The following is a 19423-nucleotide window of genomic DNA, read 5'->3' as shown; positions in this document are numbered from 1 at the left end:
TTGTGTCTGTTAGGTTGCTATAATCCGAAGCGCTAATGTGAAGAATTTTTGCGGCAAGTTACTTTTTTGTGACTTGGTGTAGGATCTTGTTGTTTTTCAGGTGTTCATGACTACATCAATAATTAACAGCCAAAAATTAAGTGACGAGCCAGGCAATTCCGACTTCCGGCTCAAAGATATTATCAAAACCCTGCCACGCGAATGTTTTCAGCAGAACCGTCGCAAAGCTTGGACACAAGTCATACTAAGTGTCTTGGCAGTTGCCTTGGGTTATTACAGCCTGATCATCACTCCTTGGTTTCTTTTGCCCCTAGCCTGGATTTTTACGGGCACTGCTTTAACAGGTTTTTTTGTTATTGGCCATGATTGTGGTCACAGGTCTTTTGCCAAACGTCGTTGGGTAAATGATTTGGTGGGGCATTTCTTCATGATGCCGTTAATTTACCCTTTTCACAGTTGGCGCATTAAGCATAATTATCACCATGCCCATACCAACAAGTTGGATGAGGACAACGCTTGGCATCCAATCAGACCAGAAGTGTTTGAAAATTGGGATACAACTAAGCAGTCTGCTTTTAAGCTGTTTATGCGTAAACGCCTCTGGTGGGTAGGTTCCATTGGACATTGGGCTGTTGTGCATTTTGATTGGCGGAACTTCAAAACAAAAGACCAATCCAGTATCAAGCTTTCTGTGGCTGTAGTAGTTGTGTTTGCTGCGATCGCTTTCCCGCTTCTGATCGCCACAACTGGTATCTGGGGATTTGTCAAGTTCTGGCTAGTACCCTGGATGGTTTACCATTTTTGGATGAGTACTTTTACTATTGTTCACCATACTGCCGCAGATGTTCCTTTTGCGACAGCGAACAAGTGGAACGAAGCTTTAGCACAGTTATCTGGCACTATTCATTGCGATTATCCGCATTGGGTAGAAATCCTGTGCCACGATATCAATGTTCATGTCCCTCATCATATTTCCACCGCTATTCCTTCTTATAATTTGCGGCTAGCTTACAGCAGCATCAAAGAAAATTGGGGGCCTTATCTCCATGATGAGTGTCAGTTTTCTTGGCCTTTAATGAAGCAAATTACAGACGAGTGTCAACTGTACACAACTGACGTTGGTTATAAGACTTTCAACGAACATTATACAGAGCAATAAATAGCCCTGTGATTACACTCACGCTCTTGAACCAACGAGAGCGTTTATCATGCTGTGTTTTAATAAAATCTGGCAATTATTTACTGAATAAAAAGATAAATTGCCAGAAATTATCCCTCTTGTGTGTTAGCGATCGCTAGTATCGTGGGCATTCTAATCAAAGTTCTAATTTATATCCAATCAAAAGAATCCAGTGCCATCAAACATCATTACGTTCAACAGTCCTCTTGGCTCTGAAAAGTCTGAGGATACGACGACTAAATTACCTTTCACACTTGGGGATTTAAAAGCTGCAATTCCTGCTGAATGCTTTCAGCCCAATGTGACAAAATCACTTTTTTACTTCTTTCGTGACATCTTGATTATCGGTCTGCTTTATGCAGTTGCTTCTTACCTGGATTCTTGGCTTTTCTTTCCGATTTTCTGGCTAATGCAAGGAACAATGTTTTGGGCTTTGTTTGTAGTCGGTCATGACTGCGGACACCAATCTTTTTCTAAGCATAAATGGCTCAATGATTTGATTGGACATCTTTCTCACACACCAATACTTGTTCCTTATCATGGTTGGCGGATTAGCCACAGAACCCATCACAAAAATACTGGTAATATCGATAACGATGAAAGCTGGTATCCAGTAAGCGAATCACAATATAAGGAGATGCCTTTAGCACAAAAGATAGGCAGATATTATGTTTTTCTATTGGCCTATCCTGTGTATTTGTTTAAGCGTTCTCCTAATAAAGAAGGCTCCCACTTTTTGCCCGGTAGTTCACTCTTCAAGCCCTCGGAAAAATGGGATGTTATTACTAGCACTGTCCTTTTGATTGGGATGATAGGTTTACTGGGTTTCCTCACCTCCCAATGGGGTTGGATGTGGTTGCTGAAATATTACGCTGTCCCCTACCTTGTGTTTATAGTTTGGCTAGATTTGGTGACATTTTTGCACCACACTGAGCCCGAACTTCCTTGGTATCGTGGAGAAGATTGGACTTTCCTGAAAGGTGCAATTTCTAGTATTGACCGTGATTATGGTTTAGTTAATCATATTCATCACGATATCGGTACTCATGTTGCTCATCATATATTCCTTAACATCCCTCACTACAATTTGTTGAAGGCAACTGAGGCAATCAAACCAGTGATGGGTGAGTATTTCCACAAATCGGAAGAACCAATTTGGAAGTCATTATGGAATTCATGTATCAGCTGTCATTTTGTACCTGATACTGGTAGTCAGGTTTACTACACATCTAATAATAAGTTGGCTAAGGACTAAAACTCAAATTCCCGACTTCTTTAAAGAAGTCGGGAATCTTGTATTTCCATCAGCCTTTTCTGACTATTTAAGCTTGAACATCCCCTCATTTAGATAAAAATTGTCTTTTAAAGATTATCCAAATACCTTAAAAAACCTACCTTTTGAGGTGCAATCGCATATTACATTATTAGTCTGACAGTATTTGAGCGTCCTGAGATTGCGATAACTTTCAACTTCTTGCTGTAAGGTTATTAAAACTCAGAGTTAAAATAAAAATAGATAGATGACGTTTGCGGATTCTTGCGCCTAACCTGGTAGTAAGATTTATTTTCTCCAAACTCTTGCTGTCTTGGTGGGTAAAGATTAACATATCTGTGGACAGAAGCAATATATTATCAAACCAACCCTAACAACACTGAAAAACCTTTGGATGTCTACTTTGAATCTGCTTTAGCACCATTTAACTTTATCTGCATGTAGTGATTCAAGACCATTACCTGCTAGGGTTATAAATTAGCACAGACTATACTATAGACAATTTACACAAAACTTTTACCATCTTTAAAATCAGAGGTATCAATGATTATAACTAATTTTAGCAAACAAAGAAATGAATTCAAGGAACCTAAAGTACTCAAAACTAAACCACATTGGCAAGGGCAAAATTTGAGCGATACTACGGTCAAAAGTAAAGAGCCTAAAATACAAGATACTACATCTGATAGTTCAGTTATCAACAGCTTGAATCGTGGTCGAGTTGCTATTTTTATTGATGGCTTAAACCTATTTCATACAGCTTTACAACTCGGCATCGAAATTGACTACGTTAAATTGCTTTGTCATTTAACCAATGGTTCAAGACTGTTGCGGGCTTTCTTTTATACTGGGGTTGATACCAGCAATGAAAAGCAACAGGGTTTTTTATTGTGGATGCGTCGTAATGGCTATCGTGTAGTAGCTAAAGATATTATGCAACCAGCAGAGAATTTCAAAAAATCAAATCTGAACGTAGAAATTGCTGTAGATATGATAACTTTAGCTCCTTATTATGATACTGCGGTCTTAGTCAGTGGCGATGGAGACTTAGCTTATGCGGTGAACGCTGTCAGCAGAATGGGAGTTCGGGTGGAAGTGGTGAGTCTACAAACTACTACTAGTGAAAGCTTGATTGATGTTGCTGACTGCTTCATTGACCTCGATAGTATTAAAGCACACATTCAAAAAGATTCTAATCTTGGCTATAGTTATCGCACACCGTCAAATTCAAACCTTTAATCCACTCTGGCGGAAGTTTATCTATTTTGTAACAAGGGGATTTTACCCCTTGTCTGCTCTAAGTCTTGTGATTAATTGAAATGGATATTTTAATAGTTGAAGATGAGCCAGAAATTGCTCATTTAATCCAATTATCTTTAGAAAAAGAAGGATTTTTTTGTCGCATTAGCCGCGATGGGATAAATGCTTTACGAATGTTTCAGGAGCAACCACCTGATTTAATCATTCTAGATTTAATGATTCCTGGTTTGGATGGGTTGGAAGTTTGCGCCAGAATTCGCCAGAAACCGGGTACAAAAGATCCTTACATTTTGATGCTCACAGCTAAGGGCGAGGAAATCGATCGTGTGATTGGTCTATCTACTGGCGCTGATGATTACATGGTTAAACCCTTTAGCCCTAGAGAGTTGGTAGCTAGGGTGCGGGCATTATTGCGGCGTAGCCTCCGCCAAGGGGGACAAAATCAAGTCAATCGTACTCAACACTTTATCGTCGATGTAGACCAGCGCACTGCCAGCCGTCAGATGAATTCTCAGCAACCGGAAATTTTGGACTTAACTACCCTGGAATTTAACTTACTAACCACTTTTGTTAGCAATCCTGGTAGAGTTTGGAATCGCACTCAACTAATTGATAAACTTTGGGGAGATAACTTTTTCGGCGATGAGCGAGTGGTTGATACTCATGTAGCTAGGTTGCGAAAAAAGATTGAGCCTGATTCAGCAAGTCCTACTTTTATTAAAACGGTTGTGGGAGTGGGCTATAAATTTGAAGATCCTCCGGTAGCGTAAATGTTATGAAGATGGGGCTGAGAACGCGCCTATTTTTCTCCCACTTAGTAGTAATGATCGTGGGGGTAGCTAGTCTGGTGAGCATTAGCAAAATCTCTTCCCCCCGCTTATTTGTGCTGCATTTGGAACGATTAGAAAATCAGGGGTTTGACTTAATTGATGTTCGGACTGAATTGGTTACAGGATTTGAACTTGCTTGGCGGCGCAGCACTATTTGGTCAGTTTTAGTCGGTACTACGGCAGCCGGAGGATTGAGTTACTGGGTGTCCAGACGAATTATGCAGCGCTTGACGGAGATGGAACAAATCACCCAAAAATTTGCTGCTGGTCAGATGGATGCAAGACTACCTATGTCTGATATTCCAGAACTGAATGGACTGGGTGCTAGTTTCAACCGAATGGCAGCCAGTTTAGAAGGGGTGGAAGCGCGGCGGCGAGAGGTGATTGGAGACATGACCCATGAACTAAGGACACCGTTAACGGTTGTGCGTGGTTACTTGGAAGAACTGGCTGATGGCGAAATTGAAGCGTCTCCTGAAATTTATCGGCGTTTAGCTAAAGAAACTAGGCGCTTAGAGCGGCTGGTGAACGATTTGCAAGAACTGTCTAAGGCAGAAGCTGGTTATTTGCCAATTAATATACAACGGGTAAATCTGCGTCCGTTATTAGAGTCGTTAGTGGAGAAATTCACCGATCAATTGTTGGAAGATGGGCCAGTTCTGCTCTTACAATGTCCATCTGTGCTACCTCTTGTATTGGCGGATATTGACCGCACAGAACAGGTGTTGGTTAATTTACTTGGTAATGCGGTGCGTTACACTAACGAAGGTTCAATTATCATTCGTGTTGGGACTGAAGCTTCTCTTCTGTGGATTGCGGTTATAGATACAGGTATTGGTATAGCTCCAGAAAATTTGCCTCATGTGTTTGAGCGTTTCTGGCGAGCCGACCAATCGCGCGATCGCCATTCGGGAGGTACTGGTATTGGTTTAACTATTTCCCATCGTTTGATTGAATTACAAGGCGGTCAGATTCAGGTAGAAAGCGAGTTGGGAGTTGGCAGTACGTTTCGGTTTTTTCTGCCTTTGGCTTAAGTTGAGCCAAAACCCTTGACATACAAGGCATTGACACAAGGTAGTCACGGCTGTGTCATACCCAATTGCTAATTTGAAAGAATCTAACCAAAATCTTGTTTTTTTGATGGGTGTCGAGATTTTGGAATTGGGTGGAATATAACGTTAATTTGGCATTTGGGTAGAATTCTATATGTCTACTTTTTTTTTGGCTGCTTTTTTGGTTAGTTTACTAAGTGTTTCGGGTTACGCTGCGATCGCCTACCTGTTCCCTCAAAATCGTTCCCAAGACTGAGCAAATAACGATTTCTGGCTATTTATCTAGTTTACTATTGCGATCGCAAAGCCGTCGTATCCTTTGCTGCCCACGGTCTGGATTGCCGTAGCGTTGACGCGTGGCTCAGAGGCAAGCAATTCATTGAAGCGACGCACACCCTGAACGCTAGGATCGCTGCTGGTGGCATCAATTACTGCTCCGTTACGCACGACATTATCGGCAACAATCAGGCTACCGGGACGGGAAAGCTTGAGTGCCCATTTGAAGTAATCGGGATTGTTTGGCTTGTCGGCATCAATGAAGATCAGGTCAAATGGACTGTTCTCGGCAGCAATCTGGGGGAGCGTAGAGAGTGCTTGCCCAAGTCGCTTCTCTACGAGACGCTGCGCGAACGCTCCAATTAAAAATTAAAAATTATTAATTAAAAATTGCAAGACGCGACGCTCCTGCGTCGCTAACGCTTCGCTATCGTGGACTCGCTTGCCGCCGGCGCTATCAGTGGGGGCTTGTAACCCAAATTAACTATAGTCCATTGCTCTTGAATCATAGATCCTCACTTTTTACCCCATCTATAAAATCCTGCGCGGTCTTCTCCCAAAGAGAGAGGCTTTGCCAACGCGGAGTATCTTTCCGATGAGCAATTACCAAAGGACACAAATAAAGAAATTTTGGCGCAGTCTCACAAAGAAATAGTATCAATACCCGACTGGAGCAGACCCTAATCAGCCATTCATTAGCAGAGTATAGGAAAGAGAGGTAGGGATTCTAATCAATTGCAATCCTTTCTATACCGCTTCCTGAAAGCAGTAGGGTTTTGCTTTAATCCCTAATAGATATTTTGATCACTTGCAATTAGTAACACTTTTTACTTTAACTTTAATGATTTGAAAACCCGTTTTAATCCCTAAAGGGATTCTACTATGTTAGTTTTTAATCCTTAATTCTTTAAATGTTCTTTTATAACCACTTCTCTTTACTCTAAAGTCTACTTAATTAATGTATTGAAAGTAACTTCGCAATAGATTAACAATTTTTCAGTGAATTTACCATCAAGAATCAACGATAAATCTCTCAAAAATGTAGTAATTTTCCTGATGTAACCTGGTAATTGCCGTATATAGATCGCTTTCCTTAATGAAAAAATTAACATAGCTTGTTTGAAACTTTATCCAAACAATTTCTGTCTATCTAAATAATCCGAATTTTCACTCTGGTGCATAATTTTAAGTATACAGAATACTGTGTTTCTAATAGCACGGTATGGTTAGTCTAAAAATCTAGTTATAACAAGTCCTGCCCAATTAAATGTTTCTGAAAAAGGTGTAAATAATGACTAGTATTCTGCGATCGCCCAAAAAAGCTTTGTAAAGAAAGAAGTTTCGACACAAAAACTACTGCATATTTCACCCCAATAAGCCTGAATGAATAAATATAGGATGAATGAGGCGTCAACTATGAATCGAATTCGTGACGTTGTACAAAAAGCTTTAGCAACTGGCTATTTGACAGTGGAAGCTGAAAATCAACTACGACAACTGTTGACTACTCCGTATGACTTGGAAGATTTAAATGCTTTCATGGCTTTGCAGGAAGCTGCCATGACTGGTAAGGTCAAGCAGGAGTCTAGAGAGAGGTGTGGCATCAAGTAGAGACTTAACCTACTATGTCTTACCGACGGGGGCGTTTATCATCATCCTCAAAATCCTCATCATCATCAAAAAATTCCCAATCATCGTCATCCGCTTGATTAGTTGTGGGTGGCTGATAAGGAGGGATGATTACTCGGTAATCGGCATCATAAACGGATTCAGTTTTTCCCACAGCCGTATTTTTAGGCTCACGGTAGCTGTAGGAGTAAACTGAACCAGACTGAGAACTGCTTTTGGCTTCTGATTGACGTTCGTAGATTTTCGAGTCTCTAGCAGGTTGAGCTTGAGGATTAGGTGTAGGCGCTTCCTCGGACTTTTCATCAAAGTTCCAATCATCATCTCTACTGCCATTTGTCTCCCAATCATCAAATTCATCACTAGTAGGCTCTTCTTTTTTACTAGCTGGTGGTGGAGTGGCACGAGATGTAGATTCTTCTCTTGGGGTTGCCTTTGCACGAGGCGAAGTTGTGCTTCGGCGGTCAGGAGTTTGGCGTTGTCCTGCCCCAAAATAATTGGATAAGTTAAACAAGGTAGCAATCAATAAAGATGTGAAAGCACCTGTGGTAGTACTGAACAAAATCCATATCGCTAGTGGTAATGGTTGAGTTCGCACGCCCAAAAATACTAGCGATAGGACAGGCGACCAATTTTGAACTAACAACAGCGTTAGTCCTCCCAGTACCGCCACCAATAGAATTAAGCGAATTACAGCCATAGCAATTTTGTCAATTGTCAATTGTCAGTGGTTAGTTGTCAGTGGTCAGTGGTCAGTTATCAGTCTGATTACTCTTCACTAATTACTGTTCACTGACTACTGACACTATCAGCCATCTCTATCATTACCCTTTTAGGACTATTGTGAAATTTCCGATGAGTCCACTAGGGGCGTTAGCGACGACCTTCCCACCTTTGAATTGGGATGCAGTCAATATCTAGTTGATCTAAAGCACGGGCAACTACAAAATCAACTAAATCCTCGATGGTTTGGGGATTATGGTACCAGGCCGGAATAGCGGGGACAATTCTAACTCCAACTTCAGCTAAAGAGGTTAAGTTACGCAGGTGAATGAGGCTAAAAGGCGTTTCACGAGGGACAATGACCAGTTTTCGTCCTTCTTTGAGTTGGACATCTGCTGCCCGTTCTAGTAAATCAGAACTCAAGCCAACCGCTAGCTTTGCTACTGTACTCATGCTGCATGGAATAATTATCATCCCCAAAGTGGCAAAGGAACCACTGGCAATCCCGGCTCCAACATCACCCCAAGGATGGCAACGGAGTTTACCCGAAAGGGCAACTCCAGCTTGCTCTCGCCAAAATTGTTCTTGTTGAATTGGTTCTGGTGGCATCCGAATTTCCTGTTCTGACTGCCAAACCATGTAAGTAGATTTAGAGGCAACCAATTCAATACTATAATCCGCTTCTAGCAAAAATTTGATCGCGCGAACAGCGTAAATCAGACCAGATGCGCCCGATACGCCTAAAATGATAGGTTTGGTGTTATTTGACACGTGAAGTTTGGTGGATTTTACTCGTCTTCAGAGTAAGGATCTAGGTCATCAGGCTCTATATCATTTGGTAAATACAGGTCAGAAAGCTCCTCATTGGAACCATTACCAGTTAGCCCTTTAGCTAGGCCATCGCTGCCAACAGTTACTAAATCAATTTGTTGACGGTAGTAATCGACACTCTTAACTTGGACGGCGACGCGATCGCCTAATCGATAAGAAGCGCGATTTTTGCGACCAAACAGTGCCTGTTGTCTAGCGCGATATTCATACCAATCGTCTTTGAGAGAACTGACGTGTACCAATCCCTCTACCCGCAAAGGCACACCAGGATTACTGCTGGATTCTACCTCGGCTGCTGGTACTTCAATTTCCACAAAGAAACCGTAGGATTGAACGCCGGTAATCACGCCTTGAAATACCTGGCCGATGCGTTGCTTCATCAGTTGGGCTTTTTGCAGTCCGGCTAAATCAGCTTCAGCTTCTTGGACTTCTTTTTCTCGGTCGTTGATTTGGACAATTACCCTAGTTAAATCGCTTTGGAGTTCTTGTTGCAATTCTGGGGGTAAAACGTTCCAGTTAATTTCCTCGTGGCTGGAGGAGTGGCGCAGGTTAACGCGTTCTCTGACACGGGTATTGCGGCGATCGCGTCCGTTTTCAAGTAGCGCGTAATACACTCTTTGCATCAGCAAATCTGGGAAACGCCGCAAGGGAGCGCTAAAGTGGACATATTGCGGTAGTGCCAGACCAAAGTGAGATCCTTTGGTGGTGCTGTACGCAGAAGGCTTAAGTGTATCTTGTAACAAGTAAGTAAGAACTTGCTCAGAGGGAGATTCAGCAAAAGCTGTAGTCAAATGTTGGTAATCTAAGGGTTGGATATCGACTTCTGGATCTAGTGTGAGGTCAACGCCTAAATTGACTGCCAATTTCAGCATTTCCTGGACATCTTCAACATCAGGAGTACCTTGGACTCGCCAGATAGCCGGAACACCAAGAGCATTTAAGTGAGTTGCGAACAGTTGATTAACTAACAGTACCAACTCCGTGAGTAGCGATCGCACTGGTAAATCATTCACCACCACAGCGCCGAGAATCCCCTCGTCATAGTAGGCGTTTTGGCTGGGCGGCAGATTCAACTGGAGGCTACCACGATTCAACCGTACCTGCTTCACACCTGTTTGTAAGGCTTGGAGGTCTTGCAGTATTTGGACGACCTGTGGGGATTGAACTTGAGATTCACCTGTAAGAATTGCTTGGGCTTGTTCTGTAGTCAGTGCAGTCTCTACGTTAATTACACTGGGTTGAATTTCCCACTCCAACACTTCTCCAGATTGGGGATCAATGGTAATTAAAAAAGAGATAGTTAAGCGATCGCTCCCAGGTATTAAAGAACAGCGTTCTGCCACAACCGGGGGCAAAATTGGCAGTACTAATTCTCCCAGATACACTGATTTACCCCGTTTGAGTGCTTCTCTATCTAGGGCTTCATCAGGTTGGACATAGTGAGAAACATCAGTAATATGAACGCCTAAAAGCCAATTTCCGGCTAAGTTTTTTTCTAAACTAAAAGCGTTTTCTATAACTTTGGTGCCACCGTTTACCCCTTCAATGGTGAGAGTAAACAAATTACGCAAATCCAAGCGATTTTTTAGGTCTGCTTTGAGTAGCTTTTTGGGTAACTTGGCGGCTGCTTCGAGAACATGATCGGGAAAAGTCCGGGAAAGGTCGTGTTTGCACGTAACTAAATCTATATCAGCAGCAGCTTCGGCATCGCTACCGAGGATTTGCACCACTCGACCAAGGGGAGGATATTGTGCCAACGGGTAACGCAAAACTTCCACATGAACAAGGTGGTCGATCGCTTCTTCCAACTTTACCTCGTTAGGTTGGATCTTGAGTTCAAACAGCAATCGATCATCTAAAGGCACAGCCCGGAAACCAGTTTCCACCTGCTTAATTCGTGCCAGTAACGTGTGGTTGGAACGTTCTAGAATCAGCTTCACTTCCCCTTCAGGAGAGCGACGGCGGCTGCCTTCTTTGAGAACTCTAACCAAAACGCGATCGCCATTCCAAGCATTACTCAAATGACTTTCGCGGATGTAAATATCTTCGGCTCCTTCCACATCTTGAATAGCAAAGCAAAAGCCCTTACTAGAACAACGGAGTTTTGCCTCGATTATTCCTTCTTCTGAAACACGACGGTATTTGCCCCGTTCTTTGACCAAAATACCGATTTTTTCAAGAACATCTAAAGCAATGTGAAGTTTTTGTAAACTTTTTTCATCTTCACAGCCAAGTTTCTTTTCTAAAACCTTCCGAGCTACCAATTTATCATCGGTGAAATTGGCAAGGAGTGTAGCGATTGAAAATTCCATGCAGTGAACCGACCTTTGGTCAAAACATCATTTTTTGTTTAATCTGGTTCATTCCTGTATACCCTCACGGCTTACAGAAACAAGCTGGAAACGAATTGCCCAGAGGCAAGGCTTCCTAAGTTCTAAGGAAAGGAAACCCAACCCAGTAAGAGTGGGAAACTACTCCGGCAGTTCCGAGCAAAGGAAGCCTACCCACGGACAACTCTGGGCATCTACGAACTTCTCACTGCACGATGCTCTCAGAATTCGCCTGCGTTCAAGTCACTTCACCTAACCAAACTTAAGATTGCACGCCTGATTTTACAATTTAGCCCCGCTAGTGAATTACGCGACGGGTTTTTGAGAAGTTGGGTTTATAGAATCCATACTGCTCAAAAGCGCTATGCAGGGGAGCCACTGCGGTGAGGCAGCCCCCGTCTTAGCGCAGCCAGCCTTAGCGAGGTACGAGCATCTGGGGAACTGCCGAACCCCAAGTGGAGCAAGTGGCGTGGAAACTACAGGTGTTTGATTGTCTAGAGTGAAGGTAATTTTACGCCATTAGAATCTGATTTTTAACTAGGAGGAACTGCCGGTGAACCCAATTTTCCCACATGTAGAATCGGTAACAATTAGGTGAGCAGCTTAATAAGCAGTGAGGGCGAACCTTATCTCCATTATTGTAGATTTAGAGCGCACTTCCAGAAAATAGTTCTAGATATCTAGTTGGGTAATCAGTATAGCATTGCAGGCAAGACTACCCAGATAAGTTAGCACTAGCCAAAAATTTCGTCAAAAAACAGCTACTGCTACAATTGGGACACTAGACAAAGCATTAAAAGGGACTGGGGATTGGGTATTAGGGATGAGGATTAAAATAATTCTTTCCCCTATCCCAGTCTCCAATCCCAAGTCCCCAAAAGATTTAGATTGGTAGTAGTATTATGTTGGCTCAATTCCAGAGCTTGTATCCCAAGGGCAGTCTGATTTCTGAATTAGTGCAAATTTTTCAAGGAAAATATATTGTCCGGGCAAGTGTGCAAGTTGAAGGCGTAACCCGTGCGACGGGTATGGCAGCAGCAGAAACAGTAGAAGCAGCAGAAGACCAGGCCAGAACTAGGGCGTTGATAGTTTTGGGTATTACAAATGCGCCACCACAATCAGTGGAATTTAGCTCAAATTCAATTTCTCCAGCGCAGCTAAATCCCTCCTTTAATACCAAAGGTGGATTGAGTGAATCTACTTATTCTTCTACGAAAGCTGGGGATTTTGTAAGTAGTCAATGGCCAGAGGTTAGCGATAAAGAAATATCTATACCGCCTTCTAAAGTCCGCAACATCAAACCAGAAGTAGTAACAACCAGTAACGAACAGTACGAATACAGTAATGCTGCGCCTTTACCAAGCGATAACTATAGCCAAGATTTAAGTCAAAACTTTCCTGTGACTAGCAACCGGGAGCTAGAATTTGATCCTCCAGTTGAAAACTTGGAAATAACGTTTAGTAACGAGCCAGAAAACCAACCCTTTCCAGCAATTTCTGCTAATAATGTCACACCATTTACACCTCGGAGTTACAGCCCTCAAGAGGATGTCCCTACCCCGTCAGTGACAGGAAAGAGAAAGAAGAAAGCTGAACCCGTGGATTTATCGGATGTGATTGCAAAAACAGATGTCGAACTTCAGCGTTTAAACTGGACACCAGAACAGGGACGGGAGCATCTGATTAAAACCTACGGTAAACGGGGGCGTACTTTGCTAACTGAAGAAGAATTACACGGATTCCTTAAATACCTCCAATCGCAGCCTGACCCAATAGCGGGATTTTGATTTGTCATTGGTGATTAGTCATTTGTCATTAGTCATTGGTCATTTGTAAGGGCTAATGACTAATAACATAGGCTATTGAAACAGTAATGAAACTATGGAATCTGTGAATTTTTCTGAAGTAATTGCTCAAACAGATGTTGAGATGCAGCGATTAGGCTGGACAATAGACCAGGGGCGAGAGCATCTGATTGAAACTTATGGGAAGCGATCGCGTACTTTACTCACAGAATTAGAATTACTAGAATTCCTTCAATATCTTGAATCTCAACCGTTAGATGAAGTTGTGACCGCCAAAATTGATGTTGACACCGAACAGTTATGTTGGACACAACAGCAGGGGGAAATTAATGCTGAAATCGAACAATTATGTTGGATGAAAGAGGATGTAGTCACTCTGACAGGAACAGGAAAGAGAAAGAAGAAAGCTGAACCTGTGGATTTGTCGGATGTAATTGCAAAAACAGATGTCGAACTTCAGCGTTTAAACTGGACACCAGAACAGGGACGGGAGCATCTGATTAAAACCTACGGTAAACGGGGACGTACTTTGCTAACTGAAGAAGAATTACACGGATTTCTCAAATACCTGCAATCTCAGCCAGACCCAAGCGCAGGATTTTGATTTGCCACTTCTAAATCAAGCTTTGAAATCAAATAACCCCTCTTCGTAACTGAAGAGGGGTTATTTTTGAGGTTTAAGGGAATTAAAGGTGGTAAATCATCATTTACCAATCGTGACTATTAATTCACAGCAGCAACAGCTGGACGGCTACCAGCAGCGTGACGGTCAATCACTTGGTCAATCAAACCGTATTCCCTAGCTTCCTCTGGTGACATGAAAAAGTCACGTTCAGTATCTTCAGCAATGCGCTCAATTGGTTGACCTGTATGTTCAGCTAAATAGTCATTTAGCCGCTTCTTGTGGTACAAAATTTCCCGCGCCTGAATTTCAATATCAGTCGCCTGTCCTTGAGCGCCACCAAGAGGTTGATGAATCATAATCCGAGAATGGGGTAAACTCATCCGCTTACCCTTAGCACCTGCGCTGAGGAGGAAAGCGCCCATACTCGCCGCCAATCCGGTACAAATTGTACAGACATCAGGGCGAATATGTTTCATAGTGTCAAAAATGCCCATACCAGCCGTCACCGAACCACCGGGAGAATTGATGTACATATAAATGTCCTTCTCCGGGTCTTCAGCATCCAAATACAGCAGTTGGGCAACAATCAAGTTAGCAATGTTGTTGTCAACTTGTTGTCCCAAAAAGATGATGCGCTCACGTAACAGCCGTGAGTAGATGTCAAAGGCGCGTTCACCTCGACCCGATTGTTCAATAACGATAGGAATCATGGAAGCGTGTTTGTGGCTACTTTAAATACATTTTATCGGTGACAGCACGAAACTGGGGTTTATCTCTACTGTTCTCAAGCAGATAACTTAAATTTTGATTGAGGAAGGCAGGAAGCAAGAGGAAAACTGCCCGATGCTCGCAGATTCGCTTGCCGCCGGCGCTATCTGTTTCCTGCCGCGACCAACCAGGGAAAGGTTTTAGGACAAGAACACTGTTGCGTCAGCTTCCCGCAGGGTACGAAACTTCAGTGGTTTCAATTCATCCGGGGTCGAATCCTATAAATGAATTGCTTCTGTTGCCTGCTTCAACATTTTCCCTTGCTCCCTGCCCTTTGCCCCCTGCTCCCTGCTCCCTTGCCTCTTTTTCAACCTCTAAGGGCACTTTTTAGCCGCAAAAGCTGTCTAAGAGAATATCCCATGTAGGGAAGAACAAATCAAAAAACTCTAATTATCGCCAATTTCATAATCTCGACCTTTGTTAGATAACTTTGGCGATGTAGTCATTAAACCGATAACCGAAATCCAACTTGCTTAGGGACTTGTGTTAAATTTCTGTAACATTTTAAACATTTTTTTAGGATTTCCCTCAGCAATTATCAAGTTATTTTTGTTAGATTCGGTAAATCGATAGTACGAGGTGTATTCAGAATAACCAGTCCTAATTGAAATGCTATCCCCCTCAGAGAGAGACGTGCCATGCTGGAAAAACTTATACAAGCCGCCATCATCACCTTCTTGCTCCACCTGATAGCAGGACTTAGCCCAAATACTTTAATTCAGTCAAAGACAGCATCACCTGTGCCAGAAACACCACCAAATATTGTCAGCTTGCTATTGCGATCTTTTCAGTAAAAATAGTTCACAAATTACACAGGTGTCGGCGATATCAATGATGTGTACTACTCCTAAGCAAGGGGTAAGTCGCTTGTAGGATTATCTTGCATATACATAGCTGTCTAGGTTAACACTCTTGGGAACAAGGTAGACTGAGCAAAGAAGGCAACTATTTGCATTTGATCATGACTAATCGCCTTGCTGAAGCTAAGAGCCTCTATCTCCGCAAACACGCCGAAAACCCCATTGATTGGTGGCCTTGGTGTGACGAAGCGCTTGCAACTGCAAGGGCGCAAAATAAACCGATTTTTCTTTCCATTGGCTACTCCAGTTGCCATTGGTGTACTGTCATGGAAGGCGAAGCTTTTTCTGATAGTGCGATCGCTGACTACATGAATGCCAATTATCTTCCCATCAAAGTAGACAGGGAAGAAAGACCTGACCTCGATAGCATCTATATGCAGGCTTTGCAGATGATGAGCGGTCAAGGGGGTTGGCCTTTGAATATTTTTCTTTCCCCAGAAGATTTAGTACCGTTTTATGCTGGTACTTATTTCCCTGTAGACCCGCGCTATGGTCGTCCGGGATTTTTGCAGGTGTTGCAAGCCCTTCGCCGTTATTACGACACCGAAAAAGCAGAATTACAGAAACGCAAAGCCTTAATTATTGAGTCTCTGCTCACGTCTGCGGTGTTGCAAGACGGTACAACAACTGAGCTTGAAGACCGCGAATTACTCCGCCAAGGTTGGGAAACCAGCACAGGTGTAATTACTCCTGGTCAATCTGGTAATAGCTTTCCGATGATTCCCTATACAGAATTAGCATTGCGGGGAACTCGATTTAATTTTGAATCTCGTTATGATGGCAAGCAAGTTTGTACCCAGCGAGGACTAGATTTAGCGCTGGGAGGCATTTATGACCATGTAGGTGGTGGTTTTCATCGCTATACTGTTGACCCGACTTGGACGGTACCGCATTTTGAAAAGATGCTCTACGACAATGGACAGATTGTGGAGTATATAGCAAATCTATGGAGTGCAGGAGTCCAAGAACCAGCGTTTGAGAGAGCAGTTGCTGGTACTGTACAATGGCTGAAGCGGGAAATGACCGCACCGGAAGGTTACTTCTATGCTTCTCAAGATGCCGACAGCTTCGCTGAACCCACGGCGGTAGAACCAGAAGAAGGAGCTTTTTATGTTTGGAGTTACAGCGAAGTCCAACAACTGTTAACGCCTGAAGAATTAACGGAATTACAACAACAATTTACTTTTACCCCTAACGGCAACTTTGAAGGACGTAATGTTTTACAAAGAAGGAATTCTGGGAAACTGAGTGCAACGCTAGAAACCGCACTGAGTAAGCTGTTTATTGTTCGCTATGGCGTTAGTTCTGAGTCGCTAGAAACTTTTCCCCCGGCTTGTAACAACCAGGAAGCAAAAACCACTAACTGGCCAGGTCGCATTCCCTCGGTGACAGATACGAAAATGATTGTCGCTTGGAATAGTTTGATGATTTCTGGGCTGGCTAAGGCTGCTGGCGTTTTCCAACAACCATCATATTTGGAATTAGCAGCACAAGCAGCGAATTTTATCTTGGAAAATCAATTCGTAAATGGGCGTTTTCAGCGACTCAACTATCAAGGAGAACCGACTGTGTTAGCGCAGTCTGAAGACTACGCTTTGTTTATTAAAGCTCTGCTAGATTTACAAGCTTGCAACCCTGAGCATAAACAATGGTTAGAAAATGCGATCGCTATCCAAGATGAATTTAATGAATTTCTCTGGAGTGTGGAATTAGGTGGTTATAATAACACATCAAGCGATTCTAGTCAAGACTTAATTGTCAGAGAACGCAGTTACGTGGATAATGCTACACCGTCAGCCAATGGAATTGCGATCGCTAATCTTGTTCGTCTCACTTTACTCACCGATAATCTAGATTATTTGGATTTAGCCGAACTTGGTTTGAAAGCTTTTAAGAGTGTAATGCATCGCTCTCCCCAAGCTTGTCCCAGCTTATTTACAGCCTTGGATTGGTATCGTAATTCTACCTTGATTCGCAGCACCACTGAGCAAATAAACTCGCTGATCCCCAAGTTTCTACCAGCATCTGTATTTGCCCTAACATCTGATTTACCAGAGGGAAGCGTTGGGTTAGTTTGCCAAGGTTTGAAGTGTCTTGCTCCAGCCGAAAGTGTAGAACATTTATTACAGCAAGTAGAGAAAAGTCAAAATCGGGGATGATGTGCATTGGGCATGGGGCATGAGGCAATGACGACCAGAAGCGAATTAACAGCAATTGTATTAGCAGGTGGTAAAAGTTCTCGCATGGGTCAAGATAAAGCCTTGATTCCCATTGAAGGGATGCCGTTGTTACAGCGAGTTTGTAGCATTGCTCAAAGCTGTAGCGATACTGTTTATATAATCACTCCCTGGCCAGAACGCTATCAAGACTTGCTTTTGCCTGGTTGCCAATTTATCCAAGAAGTACCTTTATCTGGAGAATCTCTAGCCCACGGGCCTTTAGTTGGTTTTGCTCAAGGACTAGCCGAAGTGGAGACAGAATGGGTATTACTGCTAGCTTGCGATTTACCGAGGTTACGGGTTGAGGTGTTGCAAGAATGGGTAACTAGACTTGATAACGTGGGTGATAATGCGATCGCAGCTTTAGCTCATCATCCCAAAGGCTGGGAACCTCTGTGTGGTTTTTATCGCCGTCGTTGTTTGCCACAACTTTTAGAGTTTATCAATCAAGGGGGGCGATCGTTTCAGGAATGGCTGCGGCAATATCCTGTGGAAGTTTTGCCTTTATCAGAACCCGAAATGCTATTTAACTGTAATACACCAGAGGATTTGGCTTTAAGTTAATTAAAGAAGAATACAGAATTTTTTTAACGAACCGCAAAGGACGCAAAGGACGCAAAGGACACGAAGGAAGAGAAGGAAGAAAAGGAAGAGAAGGAAGAGAAGGAAGAGAAGGAAGAGAAGGAAGAACCTACTTACTTATTCTGAATTCTGGCTTCTGACTCCTGAATTCCTTTTTCAGAAAAAATGCTAGTCTTTAACGATTAGTTCGCTTTTGTATCATCCACTATGCCTATCTACGGGCCCGATGCGATTAATTTTGACGGTGTAAATGGTCATCGCTATTGGTTTCACGAGCCTTTTTCTTATACTGGGGTAGCTGATATTGATGAACGATTAAGCGGTTTTCCGGTTGCTGTTTTTCTGCCACATAATCAATCTGCAAAGGATACGCCTTTGGTGATTGGTTTGCAAGGAATGACCGCCCCCTATAGCTGGAACGGCTTCATCGTATCGACGCTGACCCAAATGGGTATAGCTGTAGCTTTATTCGATACACCCTTGGCTGGTGAGCGCAGCTTGGTACGTACCTTCACAGCGATCGCAGACCATGAGATTAAACCTTTAATCGACAGGGGTATCTCATTTGATACTGAGTTACTTTTGTGCTTATTTCACCGGACTGCGGCTGATATTGCCAGAGTCCGTGACTTTTGTGGCGATCGCTATGTCCTTGGTAATCGATTAGCATTATTCGGTGTCAGTATGGGAGTTTTACAAGCCGCTTATGCCTTTACTGCTGATGGTATTGGGGAACGGTTATTGGGTACGATCGGTCATGCCGATCTCCAGTCTTTTGCCAAAAGTTGGGGTTACTTGGTTTTGCCAGATTTAGCAGCTTCACCCTTGGGTGGAATCGCAGAAGCAGTGCTGGATCGAGTGCAACCGAATCTAAAACCTGTAGTTAAGCTTTTACAATTAGCTAAAAATCTGAAATACCCTGATGAGTATGCTCAGGCGTGCAACCCCATGACTTATATTGAGCGGGTAAAGCCTCCGCGTCGGGTTCGCTTTTTGGTGGGCGCTAGCGATCGCATTGTGAACATTAAAGATGCTCGTGCTTGCGCTAGGCGCTTTGCTGATGGTGACTGTTATGTTGTTCCTGGGATGGGACATGGAACCCACAATTGGGGCCCATCATTTGTAGATCATGTACGCTATTTCCTGACGACACAATTAGGTGATTGGCGAAATTGACCCTTTG

16 protein-coding genes and 1 pseudogene are annotated in these 19423 nt (G+C 43.0%); 12 read left to right on the top strand and 5 right to left on the bottom strand.

The genetic code is table 11. The features are described from left to right. Positions 1-106: 106 nt before the first annotated feature. The 5 genes from GJB62_RS09330 (at position 107) to GJB62_RS09310 (ending at position 5577) form a co-directional block, all read left to right on the top strand. Positions 107-1159: a fatty acid desaturase gene (locus GJB62_RS09330; protein WP_114084325.1), complete on the top strand. Its 1053-nt coding sequence runs from the start codon at positions 107-109 to the stop codon at positions 1157-1159. A 193-nt stretch (positions 1160-1352) separates the two neighbouring features. Beyond that, positions 1353-2435, top strand: coding sequence for a fatty acid desaturase (locus tag GJB62_RS09325; protein ID WP_114084326.1), 1083 nt, complete (start codon positions 1353-1355; stop codon positions 2433-2435). Between the two features lie 561 nt (positions 2436-2996). Next, complete coding sequence (locus GJB62_RS09320; RefSeq protein WP_114084327.1) at positions 2997-3692, top strand: NYN domain-containing protein; 696 nt, start codon at positions 2997-2999, stop codon at positions 3690-3692. Between the two features lie 80 nt (positions 3693-3772). Then, the gene (locus tag GJB62_RS09315) at positions 3773-4483 is read left to right on the top strand and encodes a response regulator transcription factor (RefSeq protein ID WP_114084328.1); all 711 of its coding nucleotides are present in this window, start codon (positions 3773-3775) and stop codon (positions 4481-4483) included. A 5-nt stretch (positions 4484-4488) separates the two neighbouring features. Continuing rightward, positions 4489-5577, top strand: coding sequence for a HAMP domain-containing sensor histidine kinase (locus tag GJB62_RS09310; RefSeq protein ID WP_114084329.1), 1089 nt, complete (start codon positions 4489-4491; stop codon positions 5575-5577). A gap of 300 nt (positions 5578-5877) precedes the next feature. Here the strand turns inward: GJB62_RS09310 and GJB62_RS09305 are convergent, their stop codons facing one another. Continuing rightward, entirely contained in the window at positions 5878-6168 is a 291-nt protein-coding gene (locus GJB62_RS09305) for a hypothetical protein (protein ID WP_245246181.1), read from the bottom strand. Positions 6169-7287: 1119 nt separating this feature from the next. Here GJB62_RS09305 and GJB62_RS09300 point away from each other — a divergent pair. After that, complete coding sequence (locus GJB62_RS09300; RefSeq protein ID WP_114084331.1) at positions 7288-7482, top strand: hypothetical protein; 195 nt, start codon at positions 7288-7290, stop codon at positions 7480-7482. A 19-nt stretch (positions 7483-7501) separates the two neighbouring features. On the opposite strand, the gene GJB62_RS09295 is transcribed toward GJB62_RS09300, so the two are convergent. From GJB62_RS09295 to GJB62_RS09285, 3 genes are all read right to left on the bottom strand, one after another. Next, the gene (locus GJB62_RS09295; RefSeq protein ID WP_114084332.1) at positions 7502-8197 is read right to left on the bottom strand and encodes a LapA family protein; all 696 of its coding nucleotides are present in this window, start codon (positions 8195-8197) and stop codon (positions 7502-7504) included. A gap of 173 nt (positions 8198-8370) precedes the next feature. Further along, entirely contained in the window at positions 8371-8991 is a 621-nt protein-coding gene (locus tag GJB62_RS09290; protein WP_114084333.1) for a flavin prenyltransferase UbiX, read from the bottom strand. A 17-nt stretch (positions 8992-9008) separates the two neighbouring features. Next, the gene (locus GJB62_RS09285) at positions 9009-11363 is read right to left on the bottom strand and encodes a ribonuclease R family protein (protein WP_114084334.1); all 2355 of its coding nucleotides are present in this window, start codon (positions 11361-11363) and stop codon (positions 9009-9011) included. Positions 11364-12283: 920 nt separating this feature from the next. Here GJB62_RS09285 and GJB62_RS09280 point away from each other — a divergent pair. After that, complete coding sequence (locus tag GJB62_RS09280; RefSeq protein WP_114084335.1) at positions 12284-13168, top strand: hypothetical protein; 885 nt, start codon at positions 12284-12286, stop codon at positions 13166-13168. A 379-nt stretch (positions 13169-13547) separates the two neighbouring features. Continuing rightward, positions 13548-13790, top strand: a pseudogene (locus GJB62_RS09275) (hypothetical protein); the annotation flags it as partial. Positions 13791-13909: 119 nt separating this feature from the next. On the opposite strand, the gene clpP reads toward GJB62_RS09275, so the two are convergent. Then, entirely contained in the window at positions 13910-14521 is a 612-nt protein-coding gene (clpP, locus tag GJB62_RS09270) for an ATP-dependent Clp endopeptidase proteolytic subunit ClpP (protein WP_114084336.1), read from the bottom strand. Positions 14522-15217: 696 nt separating this feature from the next. Between clpP and GJB62_RS36630 the strand changes: the two genes are divergently transcribed. From GJB62_RS36630 to GJB62_RS09255, 4 genes are all read left to right on the top strand, one after another. Next, positions 15218-15373, top strand: a complete 156-nt coding sequence (locus GJB62_RS36630) for a hypothetical protein (protein WP_167755982.1) — start codon at positions 15218-15220, stop codon at positions 15371-15373. A gap of 167 nt (positions 15374-15540) precedes the next feature. Then, the gene (locus GJB62_RS09265; protein ID WP_114084337.1) at positions 15541-17598 is read left to right on the top strand and encodes a thioredoxin domain-containing protein; all 2058 of its coding nucleotides are present in this window, start codon (positions 15541-15543) and stop codon (positions 17596-17598) included. Positions 17599-17625: 27 nt separating this feature from the next. Next, positions 17626-18222, top strand: coding sequence for a molybdenum cofactor guanylyltransferase (locus GJB62_RS09260; protein WP_167755981.1), 597 nt, complete (start codon positions 17626-17628; stop codon positions 18220-18222). A gap of 225 nt (positions 18223-18447) precedes the next feature. Next, positions 18448-19416: an alpha/beta hydrolase gene (locus tag GJB62_RS09255; RefSeq protein ID WP_114084339.1), complete on the top strand. Its 969-nt coding sequence runs from the start codon at positions 18448-18450 to the stop codon at positions 19414-19416. Positions 19417-19423: the final 7 nt, after the last annotated feature.

The sequence above is a fragment of the Nostoc sp. ATCC 53789 genome, from assembly GCF_009873495.1.
GTDB lineage: Bacteria > Cyanobacteriota > Cyanobacteriia > Cyanobacteriales > Nostocaceae > Nostoc > Nostoc muscorum_A.
The sequence above is the reverse complement of the archived record's forward strand: the minus strand, read 5'-3'. Positions and strand labels throughout refer to the sequence as shown.